Origin of the sequence: Nonomuraea sp. CA-218870, from assembly GCF_050936535.1 — a bacterium.
Taxonomy (GTDB): domain Bacteria; phylum Actinomycetota; class Actinomycetes; order Streptosporangiales; family Streptosporangiaceae; genus Nonomuraea; species Nonomuraea corallina.
The window spans coordinates 4627285-4643862 of the sequence record NZ_JBNJMN010000001.1; the positions used below are offsets into that span (position 1 = coordinate 4627285).

General features: G+C 71.4%; 20 protein-coding genes. 9 read left to right on the plus strand and 11 right to left on the minus strand.

What is annotated here, in order from left to right; translation table 11 throughout:
- Positions 1–5: 5 nt before the first annotated feature.
- The 4 genes from ACQEUU_RS22400 (at position 6) to ACQEUU_RS22415 (ending at position 3482) form a co-directional block, all read left to right on the plus strand.
- Positions 6–806, plus strand: coding sequence for an ABC transporter permease (locus ACQEUU_RS22400; RefSeq protein WP_433068796.1), 801 nt, complete (start codon positions 6–8; stop codon positions 804–806).
- A complete protein-coding gene (locus ACQEUU_RS22405; RefSeq protein WP_433068798.1) occupies positions 803–1573 on the plus strand; it encodes an ABC transporter ATP-binding protein in 771 nt (256 codons plus the stop codon). The genes ACQEUU_RS22400 and ACQEUU_RS22405 overlap by 4 nt, the downstream gene beginning before the upstream one ends.
- Positions 1574–1731: 158 nt before the next feature.
- Entirely contained in the window at positions 1732–2514 is a 783-nt protein-coding gene (locus tag ACQEUU_RS22410; RefSeq protein ID WP_433068800.1) for a sigma 54 modulation/S30EA ribosomal C-terminal domain-containing protein, read from the plus strand.
- A 176-nt stretch (positions 2515–2690) separates the two neighbouring features.
- Positions 2691–3482, plus strand: a complete 792-nt coding sequence (locus ACQEUU_RS22415) for an SAM-dependent methyltransferase (protein WP_433068802.1) — start codon at positions 2691–2693, stop codon at positions 3480–3482.
- Between the two features lie 33 nt (positions 3483–3515).
- On the opposite strand, the gene ACQEUU_RS22420 is transcribed toward ACQEUU_RS22415, so the two are convergent.
- The 7 genes from ACQEUU_RS22420 to ACQEUU_RS22450 all read right to left on the minus strand — a co-directional run bounded on the left by ACQEUU_RS22420 (position 3516) and on the right by ACQEUU_RS22450 (position 8559).
- Positions 3516–3728, minus strand: coding sequence for a hypothetical protein (locus ACQEUU_RS22420; RefSeq protein ID WP_433068804.1), 213 nt, complete (start codon positions 3726–3728; stop codon positions 3516–3518).
- A 3-nt stretch (positions 3729–3731) separates the two neighbouring features.
- The gene (locus ACQEUU_RS22425; protein ID WP_433068806.1) at positions 3732–4460 is read right to left on the minus strand and encodes an alpha/beta fold hydrolase; all 729 of its coding nucleotides are present in this window, start codon (positions 4458–4460) and stop codon (positions 3732–3734) included.
- The gene (locus ACQEUU_RS22430) at positions 4457–5080 is read right to left on the minus strand and encodes a LysE family translocator (RefSeq protein ID WP_433068808.1); all 624 of its coding nucleotides are present in this window, start codon (positions 5078–5080) and stop codon (positions 4457–4459) included. Before ACQEUU_RS22430 ends, ACQEUU_RS22425 begins: the two co-directional genes overlap by 4 nt.
- Before the next feature lie 30 nt (positions 5081–5110).
- On the minus strand, positions 5111–6082 hold the full coding sequence (locus tag ACQEUU_RS22435; RefSeq protein WP_433068810.1) for a helix-turn-helix transcriptional regulator: 972 nt from the start codon (positions 6080–6082) through the stop codon (positions 5111–5113).
- Between the two features lie 78 nt (positions 6083–6160).
- Positions 6161–7234, minus strand: a complete 1074-nt coding sequence (locus ACQEUU_RS22440; RefSeq protein WP_433068812.1) for a hypothetical protein — start codon at positions 7232–7234, stop codon at positions 6161–6163.
- Positions 7231–7728 (minus strand): SigE family RNA polymerase sigma factor, encoded by a 498-nt coding sequence (locus tag ACQEUU_RS22445; protein WP_433068814.1) that lies wholly within the window; start codon positions 7726–7728, stop codon positions 7231–7233. Before ACQEUU_RS22445 ends, ACQEUU_RS22440 begins: the two co-directional genes overlap by 4 nt.
- Positions 7729–7797: 69 nt before the next feature.
- Positions 7798–8559, minus strand: coding sequence for a TSUP family transporter (locus ACQEUU_RS22450; protein ID WP_433068816.1), 762 nt, complete (start codon positions 8557–8559; stop codon positions 7798–7800).
- Positions 8560–8718: 159 nt separating this feature from the next.
- Here ACQEUU_RS22450 and ACQEUU_RS22455 point away from each other — a divergent pair, with 159 nt between their 5' ends.
- Positions 8719–9495 (plus strand): 4'-phosphopantetheinyl transferase family protein, encoded by a 777-nt coding sequence (locus ACQEUU_RS22455; protein WP_433068818.1) that lies wholly within the window; start codon positions 8719–8721, stop codon positions 9493–9495.
- A gap of 69 nt (positions 9496–9564) precedes the next feature.
- On the opposite strand, the gene ACQEUU_RS22460 is transcribed toward ACQEUU_RS22455, so the two are convergent.
- From ACQEUU_RS22460 to ACQEUU_RS22475, 4 genes are all read right to left on the minus strand, one after another.
- Complete coding sequence (locus ACQEUU_RS22460; RefSeq protein WP_433068820.1) at positions 9565–10422, minus strand: ABC transporter permease; 858 nt, start codon at positions 10420–10422, stop codon at positions 9565–9567.
- Positions 10419–11408 (minus strand): ABC transporter ATP-binding protein, encoded by a 990-nt coding sequence (locus tag ACQEUU_RS22465; protein ID WP_433068822.1) that lies wholly within the window; start codon positions 11406–11408, stop codon positions 10419–10421. The genes ACQEUU_RS22460 and ACQEUU_RS22465 overlap by 4 nt, the downstream gene beginning before the upstream one ends.
- 141 nt (positions 11409–11549) lie before the next feature.
- Positions 11550–11681 (minus strand): hypothetical protein, encoded by a 132-nt coding sequence (locus tag ACQEUU_RS22470; RefSeq protein ID WP_270156621.1) that lies wholly within the window; start codon positions 11679–11681, stop codon positions 11550–11552.
- A 36-nt stretch (positions 11682–11717) separates the two neighbouring features.
- Positions 11718–12644: a hypothetical protein gene (locus tag ACQEUU_RS22475; protein ID WP_433068824.1), complete on the minus strand. Its 927-nt coding sequence runs from the start codon at positions 12642–12644 to the stop codon at positions 11718–11720.
- Between the two features lie 426 nt (positions 12645–13070).
- Between ACQEUU_RS22475 and ACQEUU_RS22480 the strand changes: the two genes are divergently transcribed.
- Genes ACQEUU_RS22480 through ACQEUU_RS22495 form a run of 4 tightly spaced genes read left to right on the plus strand, consistent with a single transcriptional unit; the run spans position 13071 to position 16570 of the window.
- A complete protein-coding gene (locus tag ACQEUU_RS22480) occupies positions 13071–13619 on the plus strand; it encodes a GNAT family N-acetyltransferase (RefSeq protein ID WP_433068826.1) in 549 nt (182 codons plus the stop codon).
- Positions 13616–14188 carry a GNAT family N-acetyltransferase gene (locus ACQEUU_RS22485; protein ID WP_433068828.1) on the plus strand — a complete coding sequence of 191 codons (573 nt, stop codon included), beginning with the start codon at positions 13616–13618 and terminating at the stop codon, positions 14186–14188. Before ACQEUU_RS22480 ends, ACQEUU_RS22485 begins: the two co-directional genes overlap by 4 nt.
- 39 nt (positions 14189–14227) lie before the next feature.
- Positions 14228–15580 carry a nucleotide sugar dehydrogenase gene (locus ACQEUU_RS22490; protein WP_433068831.1) on the plus strand — a complete coding sequence of 451 codons (1353 nt, stop codon included), beginning with the start codon at positions 14228–14230 and terminating at the stop codon, positions 15578–15580.
- 3 nt (positions 15581–15583) lie between these two features.
- Complete coding sequence (locus tag ACQEUU_RS22495; protein ID WP_433068834.1) at positions 15584–16570, plus strand: NAD-dependent epimerase/dehydratase family protein; 987 nt, start codon at positions 15584–15586, stop codon at positions 16568–16570.
- The last annotated feature ends 8 nt before the right edge of the window (positions 16571–16578 follow it).

The following is a 16578-nucleotide window of genomic DNA, read 5'->3' on the forward strand; positions in this document are numbered from 1 at the left end:
AGAACATGAGCGCCGTGAGCGTGACCGACCCTCCCCCGTCCCCTCGCAGGCAGCTCCGGCGGCCCGGCCGCACCCTCGTCCTGAACGTGGTCGCGGTCCTGGCGGGCCTGGGCGCGTGGACGGCGCTGTCGGTCTCCGGCATCACCGGGCTGGTCGGCCCCGTGGAGGTGGCCGCGCGCGGCGCCGAGCTGATCGCCGACGGCACCCTGGTCGACGACATGCTGGCCAGCCTGCGCCGGGTGTTCACCGGCTTCGCGCTGGGCACCGTGCTCGCCGTCCCGATCGGCTTCCTGATGGGCTGGTACGCGACCGCGCGCGCCCTGATCGAGCCGTACGTGCAGTTCTTCCGTACGATCCCGCCCCTGGCGATCATCCCGCTGGCCATCCTGCTCATGGGCATCGGTGAGACGCCGAAGGTGTTCGTCATCTTCCTGGCGGCGTTCCTGTCCAGCGTGGTCTCGACGTTCCAGGGCGTGCTGGACGTGGACAAGACGCTCATCAACGCGGCCAGGGTGCTCGGCGCCTCCGACCGGACGATCTTCATGAAGGTCGTGGTGCCCGCCTCGACGCCGTTCATCATCGTGGGCATGCGGGTCGGCCTGGGCGCGGCCTGGGGCACGCTGGTGGCGGCCGAGCTGATCGCCGCCCAGGAGGGGCTGGGCTACCGGATGCAGCAGGCGCAGCTCTACTACGACCTGCCCACGATCTTCGTGGGGCTGATCAGCATCGGCGTGCTCGGCCTGATCATGGACCGGCTGCTGCTGCTGGCCGAGCGCCGATTCACCGGATGGCAGGAGCGCCGATGACTTCCAAGATCTCTTTCCAGGGCGTGTCGAAGACGTTCGAGCTCAAGGGCGGGAACTTCCTCGCCCTGGACCGGGTGGACCTCGACATCGCCGACCGCGAGTTCGTCACCGTCGTGGGCCCGTCGGGATGCGGCAAGAGCACGCTCATGGGCATGGCGGCGGGCCTGGTCGAACCGGGGACCGGCCGCATCCTCCTGGACGGCGCGCCGGTCACCGGCCCGGGACCGGACCGTGGGGTGATCTTCCAGCAGTACGCGCTGTTCCCCTGGCTGACCGTGCGCAAGAACGTCGAGTTCGGGCTCAAGCTCCAGGCGATCTCCGCCGAGGAGCGGCGCCGGCGGGCTCAGCGCGCGATCGACCTGGTGGGGCTGACGGACTTCGCCGACGCCCTGCCCAAGACGCTGTCGGGCGGCATGAAGCAGCGCTGCGCCATCGCCCGCGCGTACGCGGTCGGCCCGCAGGTGCTGCTCATGGACGAGCCGTTCGGCGCGCTGGACGCGCTGACCCGCGTGCAGCTGCAGGACCAGCTGCTGGAGACGTGGAGCCGGGAGCGGCGCACGGTCATGTTCATCACGCACGACGTGGACGAGGCGGTCTATCTGGCCAACCGGGTCATCGTGATGGCCGCCCGGCCGGGCCGCATCCACCGGATCATCGACGTGGACCTGCCGTACCCGCGCACCGAGGAGATGCGGCTGTCGCCGGAGTTCTCCCGGATCCGCAACGAGGTGTGGCACTCGGTCTACCACCAGGCCCCCGCGGCCTGACCGCGCGCTCCGGAGGTACGGCCCCGGTTCCATGGTCCGCGCCGGTCCGGGGGGCGCGTAGGGCTTAAGGTCCCTTTCCGATGGTCTTTCTCCTCTACCCGTGACCTGCGGTTCAGCGATTGGCTGTGATCGCAGGGAACGGCAGAAGGAGGCACGACATGAGACGCCGGAACGCCCCGGTCGCCATAGATCCCACCGACGTTCGCGTCGAGACACGCGGCCCGGTCCGCCAGGGAGCCGTGGAGCACGCCCGGCAGGCCGTCGCCGCGCTGGTCCGCCTGGCCCACGAGCCCGTGCTGTACGCGCGGATCAAGCTGACCGCACCGGACAACCCCGACGCGAAGCGACCGTACACGGCACAGGCCAACCTCGACGTCAACGGGCGCCTCATCCGTGCCCAGGCCGCCGGCCCCTCCATGTACCAGACACTCGATCTGCTGGAGGACCGGGTGCGCACCCGGTTGCGGCGCACCGCCAGGCACTGGGAGGAGCTGCGCGGGCGCCACCGGCCGGAGCGGGAGCACTCCCTGCCGGTCCTGCCGCGTCCGCGGCGTGAGCCGGAGGCCGAGGAGATCGTCCGGCACAAGACGCTGGGCGACTACCGCGCCACCCCGGAGGAGGCCGCCTTCGACATGGAACAGCTGGACTTCGACTTCTACCTGTTCGTCGAGGCCGGCAGCGGCCAGGACAGCGTCCTGTACCGGGACGGCGAAGGTTACCGGCTGGCCCAGGTGGAGCCGCGGCCGGAGGCGCTGGGCGAGGTGATGGTGCCGCTCGCGGTCGATCCCGGCCCGGCGCCCCGGCTGACCACCGCCGAGGCAGTGGACCGCCTGGAGGCCGGCGGGCGGGCGTTCGAGTTCTTCGCCGACGAGGAGACCGGCCGCGGCCGGCTGATCTACCACCGGTACGACGGCGGCTACGGGCTGATCACGATCGGCTGACCGGCCGGCGCCGGGACCTCGACACTGAGGTCCCGGCGTTCTCGGTTCCGCACCGGCCATCGGGCACGGCGTCCAGCGAATCCGGAACAGCAGGATCGAGACTTGGGATCTTCCTCACGTTAGGCTCTGTCGCGTAAGGCCCTGTCGCGTACAGCTTCTCCCCGGAAGGCACCACCATGACCGACGATCCGCTGAGCCGCGTGAACACCGAGATCCCGAGTCCGGCCCGGATCTACGATCTGTGGCTGGGCGGCAAGGACAACTACGAGGTCGACCGCGTCGTGAGCGCGCAGATCCTCCAGGCGGTCCCCGAGCTGCCCATCCTGGCCAAGACGAACCGCGAGTTCCTGGGCCGCGCGGTGCGCTACATGGCCGCGGAGGCGGGGGTCCGGCAGTTCCTCGACATCGGCACCGGGATCCCCACGGCCGACAACACCCACCAGGTCGCCCAGTCCGTCTCGGCCGACTGCAAGGTCGTCTACGTGGACAACGACCCCGTGGTGCTGGCCCACGCGCGGGCGCTGCTGCGCGCCTCGGGGCAGGGCGACACCTGGTTCATCGACAGCGACCTGCGCGACCCTGACAAGATCATCGCCGCCGCGGGCGAGTATCTGGACTTCTCCCAGCCGATCGGGCTGATGCTGCTCGGCGTGGTGGACTTCCTGACCGACGACGACCGGCCCAAGGAGATCATCCAGCGGCTGATGGAGCCGATGGCCTCCGGCAGCCACCTGGCCATCTCCCACGGCCTGGTCGGCAAGCAGCTGGAGGAGGGGGTACGCAGCTGGAACGAGAGCGGCGGCTCCCCGATGACGCTGCGCACGCATGAGGAGCTGACCGGCCTCTTCGACGGGCTGGAGCTGCTGGAGCCGGGCGTGGTGGCGCTGCCGCGCTGGCGGCCCGCGCCGGAGACGCGCTACGCCGACCGCGAGGCCGTCTACTACGCGGGCGTGGGCCGCAAGCCGTAGCCGATCAGGGGAACACCGCGACGGCGGGCGGGGCTAGCGTTTGCCGTACTTCTTGTGCACCGCCTGCTTGGTGACGCCGATCGCGTTCGCGATCTGCGCCCAGGCCAGCCCGGCCACCCGGGCCCGCCGCACCTGGACGGCCTCCACCCGCTCCAGCTCGCGGCGCAGCGCCGCGGTGGCCTGCAGCGCCAGGAGCGGGTCGTCGTCCTGGGCCTGCCGCACCAGCTCGGCCAGATCGTCCGCCATGCTCTAAAGGTAGTCCAGCAGCAGCCGGGTGACCTCCTCAGGCCGTTCCAGGGCGGGCAGATGGCCGGCCCACTCCAGCTCGACCAGCTCGGCGTCCGCCAGCCGGCCGGCCAGATGGCGGGCGCTCTCGCGGAAGTACGGCAGGTCGTGCGCGCCCGCGACGATCAGGACGGGCACCCGGACCGCGTCCAGGTCGTAGGCCGGGGCGAACTGGACGGGCTCGGGATCGGCGGCCAGCTGCATGCCGAACGCGTGCCGCTGCATCGCCGCCACCCGCCGCCGGGTCGCCTCGTCCGCGGCCGGGCCGAGCCAGGTGCGGGCGTTCAGCTCCGCGGCGCCCTCGACGTCGCCGGCCTCCAGCAGCCGGTCCTCCTCCGCCCCGAACGCCCGCACGTCGCCGGTCTTGGGCAGCTCGGAGCCGGGGTTCATGAGCACCAGCCGGGAGGCCAGGCGGGCCAGCCGCAGCGCGACCGCGCACCCGTACGAGGACCCGACCAGCGTGGCCCGTCCGACGCCGAGCCCGGCCAGCACCTCGGCCACGTCGCCGTCGTCGCTGTAGGGCCCGTCCGCCTCGTACGGCGTGCGCCCGAACCCCCGGTAGTCCACCCTGATCACCCGGAAGCGCGCCGCGAGCGCGTCCCACTGGCCGTCCCACATGCCGGCGTCGGCGGCGGTCGACGGCAGCAGCACCACCGGCTCGCCCGCGCCCGCGCTCTCGTACCGGATCGTCATCGTCCCTCCAGGGCGAGCCGCATGCCGAGCGCGACGAGGACGGCGCCGGACACCTGCTCCAGCCGCCGCTTGACCGAGGGCCGGCCTAGCAGGTCGCCGGCCTTGGCCACCGCCCAGATCAGCGCCCCGTACCAGAGCACGTCGACCAGCACCCAGACGACGGCGAGCGTGACCAGGGTGAGCGGCACGTTCGCGCCCTGCGGCACGAACTGCGGCAGGAACGACATCGCGAACACGGCCGCCTTCGGGTTGGCCGCGCACGTGGCCAGCCCGGCCAGGTAGGCGCGGCCGTGGCGGTCGGCCGGGGCCCCCGGCAAGGGGCGAGCGGTGCGGGCGGCTCCCTTGCGGGCCTGCCACAGCGCCTGCGCGCCCATCAGGACCAGGATGACCGCGCCGGTGACCCGCATGACGTCGTAGGCGAGCTGCGAGGCCAGCAACAGCGCCGACAGGCCGAACGCGGCGGCCAGCCCCCACAGCAGGATCCCGGTCTCGTTGCCCAGCGTGGCCGCCAGGCCGGAGCCGCGCCCGGAGCGGATGGTCTGCCTGAGGATGACGGCGGTGCTGACTCCGGGGACCATCGCCACCAGGACACACGCGCCGACGAATGCCAAAAGATACATGCCGGGCATCGTTTCAGGAACGGGCCCGGATCACTCATACATTTTCCGCAGCTCCGCCACCGCCTCGATCATGAGGGCGCGCAGCTCGGGCGGGCCGAGCACCTCCACGCCCGCGCCCATGCGCAGCAGCAGCCAGCGGGCGTGGGTGATCGACTCGATGGGGAGGGTGAGCGTCCGCCAGCCCTCGGCGTCGGGCTCGGCGGCCCCGGCCAGCGCGCCCTCCACCACCTCCTGCCCCATCGTGTAGGCGAGCAGGTCCGCCATGCCGGGGGCGAGCCTGATCTCGGCGGTCGCGGTGTACATCCGCTCGCGGAACTCGGCCGCGTACGCCCGCCAGAACGCGGCCAGCTCGAACCCCTCGGGCCGGTCGAAATGGCCGGGTTCGGTGGCGAGCGTGAGGACGCGAGCCACCCGGTAGGTGCGCGGGCTCTCGCCGGGCGGGGCGGCGACCAGGTACCACGACCCGCCCTTGAGCACGAGCCCGTACGGGTGGACGAGCCGCTCGACCACCTGCTTGCCCCAGCGCCGGTAGGTCATCCGGAGCGGCCGCCGGTCCCACACCGCCTCGGCCACCTCGCTGAGGTGGGGCACCTCGTCGGCCCCCCGGTACCAGCCGGGCACGTCGAGCAGGAACCGCTCGCGCATCTGGGCGGCGTGCGAGCGCGGCTCGGGCGGGAGCGCGGCCAGCACCTTCAGCTCGGCGTTGGCGGCCAGCTCCGCCATGCCCAGCTCGGCGGCGGGGCCCGGCAGCGCGGCCAGGAACAGCGACGACGCCTCCTCGGCGGTCAGCCCGTTGAGCCGGGTGCGGTAGCCGTCGAGCAGCTGATAACCCCCCGCCGGGCCGCGGTCGGCGTAGACCGGCACGCCGGCCGCCGACAGCGCCTCCACGTCGCGGTAGACCGTGCGGACCGACACCTCCAGCTCCTCGGCCAGCTCCGGCGCGGTCATCCGGCCGCGCGTCTGCAGCAGCATGAGGAGGGAGAGCAGGCGGCTGGCACGCATGCCTCCATTGTGGCCCGGCGCCGCGTGCCCCTGGACGTTCATGGGCCGCGAGGCCGACGGCGCACCGCCGCCCGCACCTCACTTGATGGCCTTGAGGTTCACGACCACCTGCTCGCCGTCTCGCGGGTAGGCCACGAGGAACCGGTCGAGTGCGGGCGTTCTCAGCATGGGCCACCCGGGCAGGTTCCGCCGTCCGGTGCCGTCGCGGCGCGTCGCCGTTTCGAAGCCCACGCACCAGGTGACCGAGCAGCTGTGGCCGGCCGGCACGGCGGCTTGCCTGCGCGCGCCGGTGCGCAGGTCGAGCAGCTCGACACGGCGTGCGGCGCGCTGCGGCTCCGGGCCCGCGCTCGCTGCCCACGGCCACGCGAGCAGGAAGAACCGGGCGGCGCCGGGCACCGGCTGCGGTTTCCCGCCGGACAGCGGCGCCCGGTAGACCCCCTTTCCACCCCAGGGGCTCCAGACGGCGTGACCGCCGGCGATCACCATGTCGATGCCGCCCCAGCCTGGCAGTCCCTCGAACGAGGTGACCCGGCGCTGGGCGCCGCCCGAGCTCGGCGCCGCCCAGATGTCCACGATCACTTGGCCCCGCCGCTTGTGCACGGTCCACCAGGCCAGGTGTCCCTCCCCGTGGGCGATGAAGGACGACGTGACCGTGGTCCCCCGGGGCCAGGTGACGCGGACCAGTCGCCTGGCGGTGCGCGCGGTGACGTCATACGCCCACAGCCCGTCCATCCGGTCGGCGCGGCCGCCCTTGAGCGTCCTGGCCAGCAGGGTGCGCTCGTCCAGGAACAGTTCCGGCTCGAGCGGCCTCCCGTCCGGGAGCTTGACGGGCACGGTGTGCACCGCCTTTTCCCACACCTTGTCGAGGGGCGGGAAGTCCCGCGCCGGCCGGCGCGTGGCGGCCGGGCCGGGGGTGACGTTCGCCGCCGGTTCGCGGATTCCTGATAGCGCGTCGACGGCGACCGCGCCGCCCGCTGACAGGACGACGACGCCGGCCGCCGCCAGGGCGGCGACGACCCGGCGGCGTGGCCGGTGCCGGGTCTCGACGCGTTCGAGGAATCCCGGGGCGGCACGCGGCGCGTGCCGCCCCGCCCGCGCGAACTCGGCCGTCAGGGCTTTCTCCAGATCGCTCGTCGCAGGGTCGCTCGTCACAGGAAGGTCCCCAGGTTCTCGGTGATGGCGGGCAGGTCGTCGCGGAGCTTGGTCAGGGCCCGGGCGGCCTGGCCGCGCACGGTCCCCCGGGAGACGCCCAGCACTGTCGCGATCTCCGCGTCGGGCAACTGCTCGTAGTAGCGCAGCACGAGCACCGCGCGCTGGCGGGGCGGGAGCTTTCCGAGCGCGTCCCAGAGCGGGGAGCCCTCGTACGGGACGTCCACGTAGGGGCGGTCGGGCGGGGTCGCGGTGACGTGCTCGCGCCCGCGCCGGCGCCAGGTGTTGACATGCAGGCGGGTCATCGTGGTCCGGACGTAGCTCTCCGGACCGTGTTTGGCCCGCACCCGGTGCCATCGGCCGCGTAACCGCACCAGGGCCTCCTGGACGAGATCGGCCGCGTCGTGCGGGTTGCCAGTCAGCACATAGCCGTAGCCGAGCAGCGCGTCGGCCCGATCGGCCACGAACCGCTCGAACAGCCCTTCATCGTCATTCATCCCGACTTAGACGGGGTGAGGGGATCAGCTGTTGCACGGCGCAGGCGACCGTCCAGGGCGGGCTCACCGTCACCCGAACTGCTGCCAGGCGAGTCTGGTCACCATCGCCGCCACGACGCACAGCAGGACGACTCGGACGAACCCGGTGCCGCGCCTGATCGCCATCCGGGCCCCGAACTGCGCGCCGGCGATGTTGCAGGCGGCCATGCCCAGCCCCAGCGCCCACAGCACGTGCCCCTGCCACGCGAACAACAGCAGGGCGCCCACGTTGGTGCCGGTGTTGATGATCTTCGCCGAGGCCGAGGCGGAGACGAAGTCCAGGCCGAGCAGGACGGTGAACGCGATGATCAGGAACGTGCCCGTACCGGGGCCCATGATGCCGTCGTAGAAGGCGACGCCCACCCCCGCCGTCAGCACCGCCGCCACCACCCGGGCCCGGGTACGCAGGTGCGGGCGGGGGACGGCGCCCATGGCGGGGCGCAACGTGACGAACGCCGCGACACCCAGCAGGACCACCATGACCACGGGCCGCAGCACCTCGGCCGAGATCGCCGCCGCGGCCGACGCGCCGAGCGCCGCGCTGAGCACCGCCAGCCCCGCCGCGGGCAGCGCGACCGGCCGGTCCACCTTGGTGGTGCGCGTGTACGTGACGGCGGCGGACGCGGTGCCGAAAACGGAGGAGAACTTGTTCGTCGCCATCGCCTCGACCGGCGCCACGCCGGCCATCATCAGGGCGGGGAGTTGCAGCAGCCCGCCGCCGCCCACGACGGCGTCCACCCAGCCCGCTCCGGCGGCGGCCACCAGCAACATCAGGACCTGCTCCAGCGGCACGCCACTTCTCCCCGAACCCCGACAGACCCCCGCAAGCGTAGCGATCCCCCGGTGGAACTTGCGATCCTGGTCCCACGACGAGACGCGGGACGCCGAGCCTGACGGAAGCCCGTCCGGCCCGGTGGGCGAGGAGAGCCTCGGTGGGCGAGGAGAGCCTCGGTGGGCGAGGAGAGCGAGGTGGCGATGCCGCGGCTGCGGGCCATGCTCCCGTCCTGGGTCGCCTGCGCCGAACTGCTCGGCGAGCCACCGGACGCGACAGTGACCGCGGCGGCCTCGCTGACCGGTGGTGATGAACGGACGCGACCGGGATCCGGCCGCTTCCCGAGCGTGACCGGGGTGAACTGCGGGACTGACGGGACCGGCGGGACCGGCGGGGACGTGGTGGTGGCCGGGGTGAGGGTGGCGGCGATGGCCGGGGCGACGCCGGCGCGGCGGCGGGCGTTCGCGGCCGGGCGGGCCTGCGCCGCGGAGGCGCTGCGGCTGCTCGGGGTGCCGGCCGGGCCGATCCCCCGGGGTGCGCAGGGCGCGCCGGTCTGGCCGCCGGGCGTGACCGGCAGCATCACGCACTGCCCGGGCTACACGGCCGCCGCCGCGGCCCGCGACGGGACGATCATCGGCGTCGACGCCGAGCCGTGCCTGCCCGTGCCTCAGGGCGTGCTGTCCAGGATCGCCGCCCCCGCCGAGATCGAGGGTCTGGAGAGGCTGGCGGTCCCCCACCCGGGACGGCTGCTGTTCTCCGCGAAGGAGTCCGTCTACAAGGCGTGCTTCCCGATGACGGGCCGCCGGCTGGGGTTCCTCGACGCGGAGGTGGTCTTCGACCCCGCGGGCCGGTTCACCGCCCGGCTCACCGGCCCGGGGCCGCGGCGCCTGGAGGGGCGCTGGACGGTCGCGGACGGCCTGGCGCTGACCGCGATCGCGATGCCGCGCCCGGACTGAGCGCGGACCGGCCGAGCACAAACCGGCCGAGCACGGGCCGGCCGAGCACGCGCCGGCCGAGCACGGGGGTCACTCGACCTTGCGGATCCGGGCCACGGCGATCAGGAGGAAGGCGACGCCGGCCACGCCCACCATGAGCAGTTCCAGCGCCACCGGGACCTCCCAGCCGTTCCAGGACACCCCGGGGTTGAGCCGCTCGGCCACCTCGGCGGGCGCGTCCACGTACCCGAAGACGATCTGGCGCATCGGGTCGACGGCGTAGGCGATCGGGTTGAACACGGTGACGGCGGCGAACCAGCCGGTGAGCTGCCCGACCGGGAAGAGCGCCCCGGAGAGGAACACCATCGGCATGATCACGAGCTGGGCGATGCCGAGGAAGGAGTCGAGCGTCTTGATCCTGGCGGCCACCGCCACCCCGAACGAGGCCACGCTGAAGGCCGTCAGCAGCATCACCCCCAGCATCTGGGCGATCATCGCGGGGTCGTACGGAACGCCCACCAGCCCTGAGAGGGCGATGAGGACGGCTCCCTGGCCCGTGGCCAGCAGGCTCCCGGCGAGCACCTTGCCGACCACGATCGAGGTGCGGCTCACCGGCGCGACCAGCATGATCCGGACGAACCCCCACTCGCGGTCCCACACGATGGACGAGGCCGAGAACATCGCGGTGAGGATCACCGTCATGGCGATGATCCCGGGGAAGACGGCGGTCTTGAGGTCGGCGCCCTCGGGCAGGCCGGGCAGCAGCGATCCCACGCCCGCCCCGATCACGAGCAGCCAGATGACGGACTGGAAGAGCGTCGCCACGGCGCGTCCCACGTCGTAGACGAACCGGATCAGCTCGCGCTGGATGACGGTGGCGACCACGCCGAGCTCGTGCAGGAGACCCTGCGGCGGTGTGCGGACCACCGGTGTCGTCGTCACGGTCATCGCCTTCCCATCGCGCGCAGCCTGGCGTCGCCGGCCGGCCGTCCCGAGGACTCGGCGTCACGCAGGGAGAACCCGGTGCGCTTGATGAACACGTCGTCGAGCGAGGGTCTGGCCATCTGCACCGAGTCGATCGGCAGCCCGCCGCCGGCGAACAGCTGCGGGATGAAGACCTCCCCGTCGGGGACGCTGAAGGTGACCACGTCGTCGTGCACCTCCGCCTTGATGCCGAACCGCTCGCGCAGTGCCGCGACGACCGTCTCGCCGTCGCCGGTGTGGATGTGGATCCGGTCCTCGCCCACGCCGGCCTTCAGCGCGGCCGGGGTGTCGAGCGCGATGACGACGCCATGGTCCATGATCGCGATGCGGTCGCAGTGCTCGGCCTCCTCCATGTAGTGCGTGGTCATGAAGACCGTGATGTCCTCGGCCTCGCGCAGCTCCCTGAGGTAGTTCCAGATGGCCTTGCGGGTCTGCGGGTCGAGCCCGACCGTCGGCTCGTCGAGGAACAGCACGCGCGGCGAGTGCAGCAGGCCGCGGGCGATCTCCAGGCGTCTCTTCATCCCGCCGGAGTAGGTGTCGGTCAGGCTGGACCGGCGCTCCCACAGGCCCACCAGGTCCAGCAGGTCCTTGATGCGCCGCGCGCCCTCCTGCTTCGACATGCCGTAGAGGGACGCCTGGAACCGCAGGTTCTGCTCCCCCGTCAGGTAGCGGTCGATGGTGGAGTCCTGGAAGACCACGCCGATGTTGCGGCGCACGGCGCTGCCCTGGGTCACCACGTCGCAGCCGTGGATGCGGGCGGTGCCCGCCGTCGGCGCGGTGAGCGTGCACAGCATGCTGATGGTGGTCGATTTCCCCGCGCCGTTCGGGCCGAGAAATCCGAAGACTTCGCCCGGCGCCACGTCGAAATCGATGCCGCGCACCGCCTCGACGTCATCGTAATGTTTCGTGAGGCCGCGTACGGAAATGGCGGCCGTGCCGTTCGAATTCACGCCGGATTCCTCTCGGGCTGGGCCATGGGAGGGTGCGGCCCCCGGGCCCCGCGGGCCTGGCGGACCGCACCCCCGCGCTCAGAGCCGAGCACAGGAGCCGCGACTCCGGACGCTCATCCTACGCACGTGAGCTGCTGTTGCTCAGCTGGCGTAGGTGTAGCTGACCGACGCCGCGGTCACGGGGTCGCTGGCGTCGAACGGGTTGGTGTAGTCAACGGCCCGGTCGTCCTTGTCGAGGGACCAGGACTGGTCGTGCACCGTAAGGTCGCGCATTTCTCTGCCTTTCGAAGAAATACCGATGGATCGAGACTAACCGGCCTTGCTGAACTCATGACCTCCTTCCGCAACGATGAAATCCATGTGCGCGCCGGTGATTCCTTCACCGAAACCGATGTGCACCGGACCCGCGCCCTCGTTCATCTGGGAATTGAGTCGCCAGTCGACCCGGGGCATGAGTTCCAGGTTCGTCCCGATGCCGAGTTCGAGGGCGTGCAGGTCGTACTTGGGGTTCGTCGCCTGCTTGACCCGTTCGGTGAAGTCCTGGTCACCAGCGGTACACGATGTGAGGACCCCCTCCTTGAGGCGCAGCACCACGGGCTCCCCGCAGGCCGCCATCTCGTCGCGCAGGGCCCGCGCCTGCTGGATGCGGGCCTCGCCGTCGTCGGTGCAGCGGGAGTCCTGCGCCACCAGGACGCCGGCGCAGACAGCGGTGCCGTCCAGGCTGAACGCGCCCGTCCAGTCGGCGGTGGAGGGGGCGGTGATGGACAGTTCGCAGTAGGCGCCGACGCTGACCCACTTGTCCACCGTGATCTCGGGGGTGAGCCAGGTGTTGGCGCTGAGCTTGTCGGCCAGGCGGCACACCAGGTGGGTCCTGGGCCGGTCGTCCCCGTCGCCGGGCGCCCCTGGACCCAGGCCGGCGTCGAAGACGATGTCGCCGCTCTCCCGCTCGATGCTGCGCGTCCAGTAGCGGTTCAGCTCGCACGCCTTGCCGTAGTCGGTCTCGATCACCTTGTCCAGGGTGTAGCGGGCGAGCTCGGGGGTGCCCTCGAACGCCCGGATCGGGACCACGAGCGCGCCCATTCCGCGGAACTTCCGGCGGATGTCGCGGCTCACCAGGTTGTGTTGCAGAAGGACCACGCAGTTGCTCTTCTCGGGCAGCCCGGCGACGTCCTCCAGCAGGGCCGCCTTATGCCCTTTCTCCGTTCCATAGGCTGCGAGATCGGCGTCATCGGTCACCAGATAGATGTCGCCCTCAGGGAAAACCTGGCGCAGCCCCGCTCCTGTCCCGTTCGTTCTGGTCTCTGATTCCACGGGAGGTGTCGTTGGCATGAGCCGGAGCATAGCCGGGGCGGCCCCGCACGCCAAAGGATTCGTCGCCGGATATTCCATGGACACCGATTTACCTGCGGTTTCCACCGGGCCGGAGTTTATCGCCGGCCGGTTTCGCGGAGCGCCGATAGGGGTCGTCCCGCCGAACGGACGGACGGCCATAGGGGTCGTAGGGGTGCGTCCGCGTGTCTCGCTGGCGGGACAGGCGTGAACGCATTGGCGGCCCGCCGTCCGGCGGGCGCTATTTCCCCGAATCGAGTGACCTTGAACGGCCGGGTCGCGGTCTGATACTTTCCGCTTCCCTGAACGCCGCTTAAAAGGGGTGGATTCCTTGTGCTCTTTCCGCATCTGAAATCGGCGTCGGTCCGGATCACGCCGGTCCGGACGGGCGACGGGCCACGCGCCTACGACCTGCTCCTGCACGCCGGCGTCGGCGCCCCGCCCACACTCGACGCGTTCCTCGCGCAGTTCGGCCGGGGCGGGAAGGCGCAGTTCATCGCGGAGACGGCGGACGGCGATCCGGTGGCGTTCGTCTCGCTGCGCGACAGGGACACCGCGGCCCGCAGAGTGCACCTCGACGTCCACCTGGACGTCGCGCACGCGGGCACCGGCGCCGGCGCGGAAATCGCGATGCTGGGCGTCAACTACGCCTTCGCCATGTGGGACCTGAAAAAGGTCTGCTATGAGGCCACCTCGGCGGAATTCGACGCGCTGGGATTGACCGGCGAACAGGCCAAGCTCTTCTGTGAAGAGGCGTTGCTGCGCGACCATGTTTATCAGCAGGGCCGTTTCTGGGACCTGCACGTCCACTCGGTGGACCGGGACACGTGGGAACGCACGGGCGTCACGTTGAGCAGCTTCCCGGAACAGGAAACGCGATGAGGATCTTCCCGCACCTGCAATCGAGGAGAATCCGGCTGCGACCGGCCGGCGCCCGGGACAGCATCAAACTCTACGAGTTACTGCTGGGCCTCGGCCTGAACACGCTGCCGAGCCCTGACGATTTCGTCTCGGCGTTCGGCCGGGGCGTCACCGCGTCGTTTCTCGTGGAAACACCGGGGGGCGACTTCCTGGGATTCTGCAGCCTGCACGGAATGAGCCCCGCAGGGCATCACGTCGAGGGCGGCATTTATATGAGCCCGGAGAACTCGGCGAACGGGGTGGGTGCCGAGGCGTCCTTGCTGATGATTAACTACGCGTTCGCCATGTGGAACGTCAGGAAGGTATATTTCCAGACCACGGAGGCGAGCCTTTCGGCCATCGGCGGCGACCTCAAGGTGTCCCACAAGGAAGGGATACTGTCCGGTCACCAGTACTTCTCCGGTCAGCATTGGGACGTCCACGTCTTCGCCATCTACCGCGAGGAGTGGGACCAGTTCTGCGCGCACGCGGTGGAGCGGCTGGTCCGTGACCGGCCGCGCGCGCCGGCCGCGCGCCGCGCTCCCGCCTGAGCCGCCTCCTTCCCGTGACAGGCCTGACCTGGAGGGCGTATGTCTTCTCCGTCCGACCGGCTGGATACCCGGGTGTGCGTCGTCGGCCTGGGGTACGTCGGCTCCTGCATCGCGGCGTCCCTGTGGCTCGCCGGCGCGGAGGTCGTCGGCGTCGACACCGACCCCGGCCTGATCCGGGACTTCAACGACGGTCACTGCCGCATCCGCGAGCCCGGGCTGCCGGAGCTGATGGCCAAGGGCATCGCCTCCGGCAGGCTGACGGTGACCACCGGCTACGACGCCGTCGGCTCGGCCGGCACCGTCATCGTCACCGTGGGCACCCCCATCGACGAGACGGGCGCGTTCGCCGAGACGCAGCTCCGCGCCGCGTGCGAGGAGCTGGGCCGGCGCGTCCGGCCGGGGCAGCTGCTGGTGTTCAAGAGCACCGTGCCGCCCGGCACCACCCGTGACCTGGTGATCCCGCTGCTGGAGCAGGGTGGCCTGGTCTGCGGCGAGGACGTGGCGGTCGCGTTCTGCCCGGAGAGGCTGTCCGAGGGCTCGGCGCTCGCGGAGCTGCAGACCCTCCCCGTGGTGGTGGGCGGGCTGGGGCCGGCGGACGCCGCCGCCGCCGAGCGCTTCTGGCGCGGCAGTCTCGGCGTGGAGGTGATCCGCTGCTCCAGCCTGGAGGCCGCCGAGACGGTCAAACTGGCCGACAACTGGTGGCTGGACCACAACATCGCGCTGGCCAACGAGCTGGCCCGCTACTGCGCGACGATCGACGTCGACGTGCTGGAGGTGATCGCGGCGGCCAACTCGATCCCGAAGGGCAGCGGCAACGTCAACATCCTGCTCCCGAGCGTCGGCGTGGGCGGCTCGTGCCTCACCAAGGACCCGTGGATGATCGCCAGGGCGGCCCGCGCGAACGGCGTCGAGCTGCGCACCGTCCCGACCGCACGCGAGGTCAACGACGCCATGCCGGCCTACACCGCCGGGCTGATCCTGGACGAGCTGGCCAGGCGCTCCCCCGGCCGGGACCGGTTCAAGGTCGCGGTGCTGGGCGTCGCGTTCAAGAACAACACCGGGGACCTGCGGGCGACCCCGGTGCTGCCGGTGGTGCGGGCGCTGCGCGCGGCCGGGGCCGAGGTGACGCTGTTCGACCCGCTGGCGGACGACGGCGAGGTGGCCGCGGTGTTCGGGACGCCGCCGGCGCCGTCGCTGGACGACGCGATCGGCGACGCCGACTGCCTGGCGCTGCTGGCCTGGCACGACGAGTTCTCGGCGATCGACCTCGGCCTGCTGCGCGAGCGCGTCGCGCGTTCGTGCCTGATCGTGGACGGGCGGGCCTACCTGCCCAGGAGCACCATCACCAGGCTTCAGGAGCTGGGATTCCTGTACCGCGGAATAGGACGGTAGAGCATGGCCCGTGTCGTCGTAACAGGTGGATCAGGCTTCGTCGGCGGACACCTCGTGCGGTGTCTCCTCGGCAGGGGCGACGAGGTGACCGTCTTCGACACCGGGCGCGTGAGCGCCGGGCGGCGGTGCCTGCCGGAGGGGGTGAGGCACGTCACGGGGGACATCCGGGACGAGTCCGCCCTGGCGCGCGCGATCACGCCGGACGTGGACGTGGTCTACCATCTGGCCGCCCTGGTCGGCGTCCAGTACTACCTGCACCGGCCGCTGGACGTGATCGACATCAACTTCCACGGCACCGTCAACCTCCTCCAGGCGTCCGAGCGGGCCGGCGCGAAGGTGGTCTTCGCCAGCAGCAGCGAGGTGTTCGGCAAGAACCCGGCCGTGCCGTGGGCGGAGGACGACGACCGCGTGGCCGGCAGCACGGCGACCAATCGGTGGTGCTACTCCACGAGCAAGGCGCTCGCCGAGCACGTCACGTTCGGCTACGTCCACCAGCGCGGGCTGCGCGCCTCGATCATCCGCTACTTCAACCTGTACGGGCCGTGGCAGCGGCCCGCCTTCCTGGTCAGCCGGAGCATCCACCGGGCGCTGCGTGGCATCCCGCCCGTCGTCTACGACGGCGGGCACCAGACGCGCAGTTTCACCTTCATCGACGACGCGGTCGAGGCGACGGCCGCGATCGGGGCGAGCGAGAAGTCCGACGGCGAGGCGTTCAACGTCGGCGCCACCCAGGAGGTGACCATCGGGCAGGTCGTCGAGCACATCGCGGACCTGGCCGGCCTGCGGGAGCCGACCGAGCAGCTGGACACCAACACCCGATACGGCAACAGCTACCAGGACCTGCAGAAGCGCATCCCGGACACCTCGAAGATCCACGCGATCCTGGGCTGGCGGGCCACGACCGGCCTGCGTGACGGCCTGCGCGCCACGGTGGAGTGGGCCAGGCGGCATCCGTGGTGGCTGGACCTGCCGGACAACATGAACCCCTGACAGGGAAG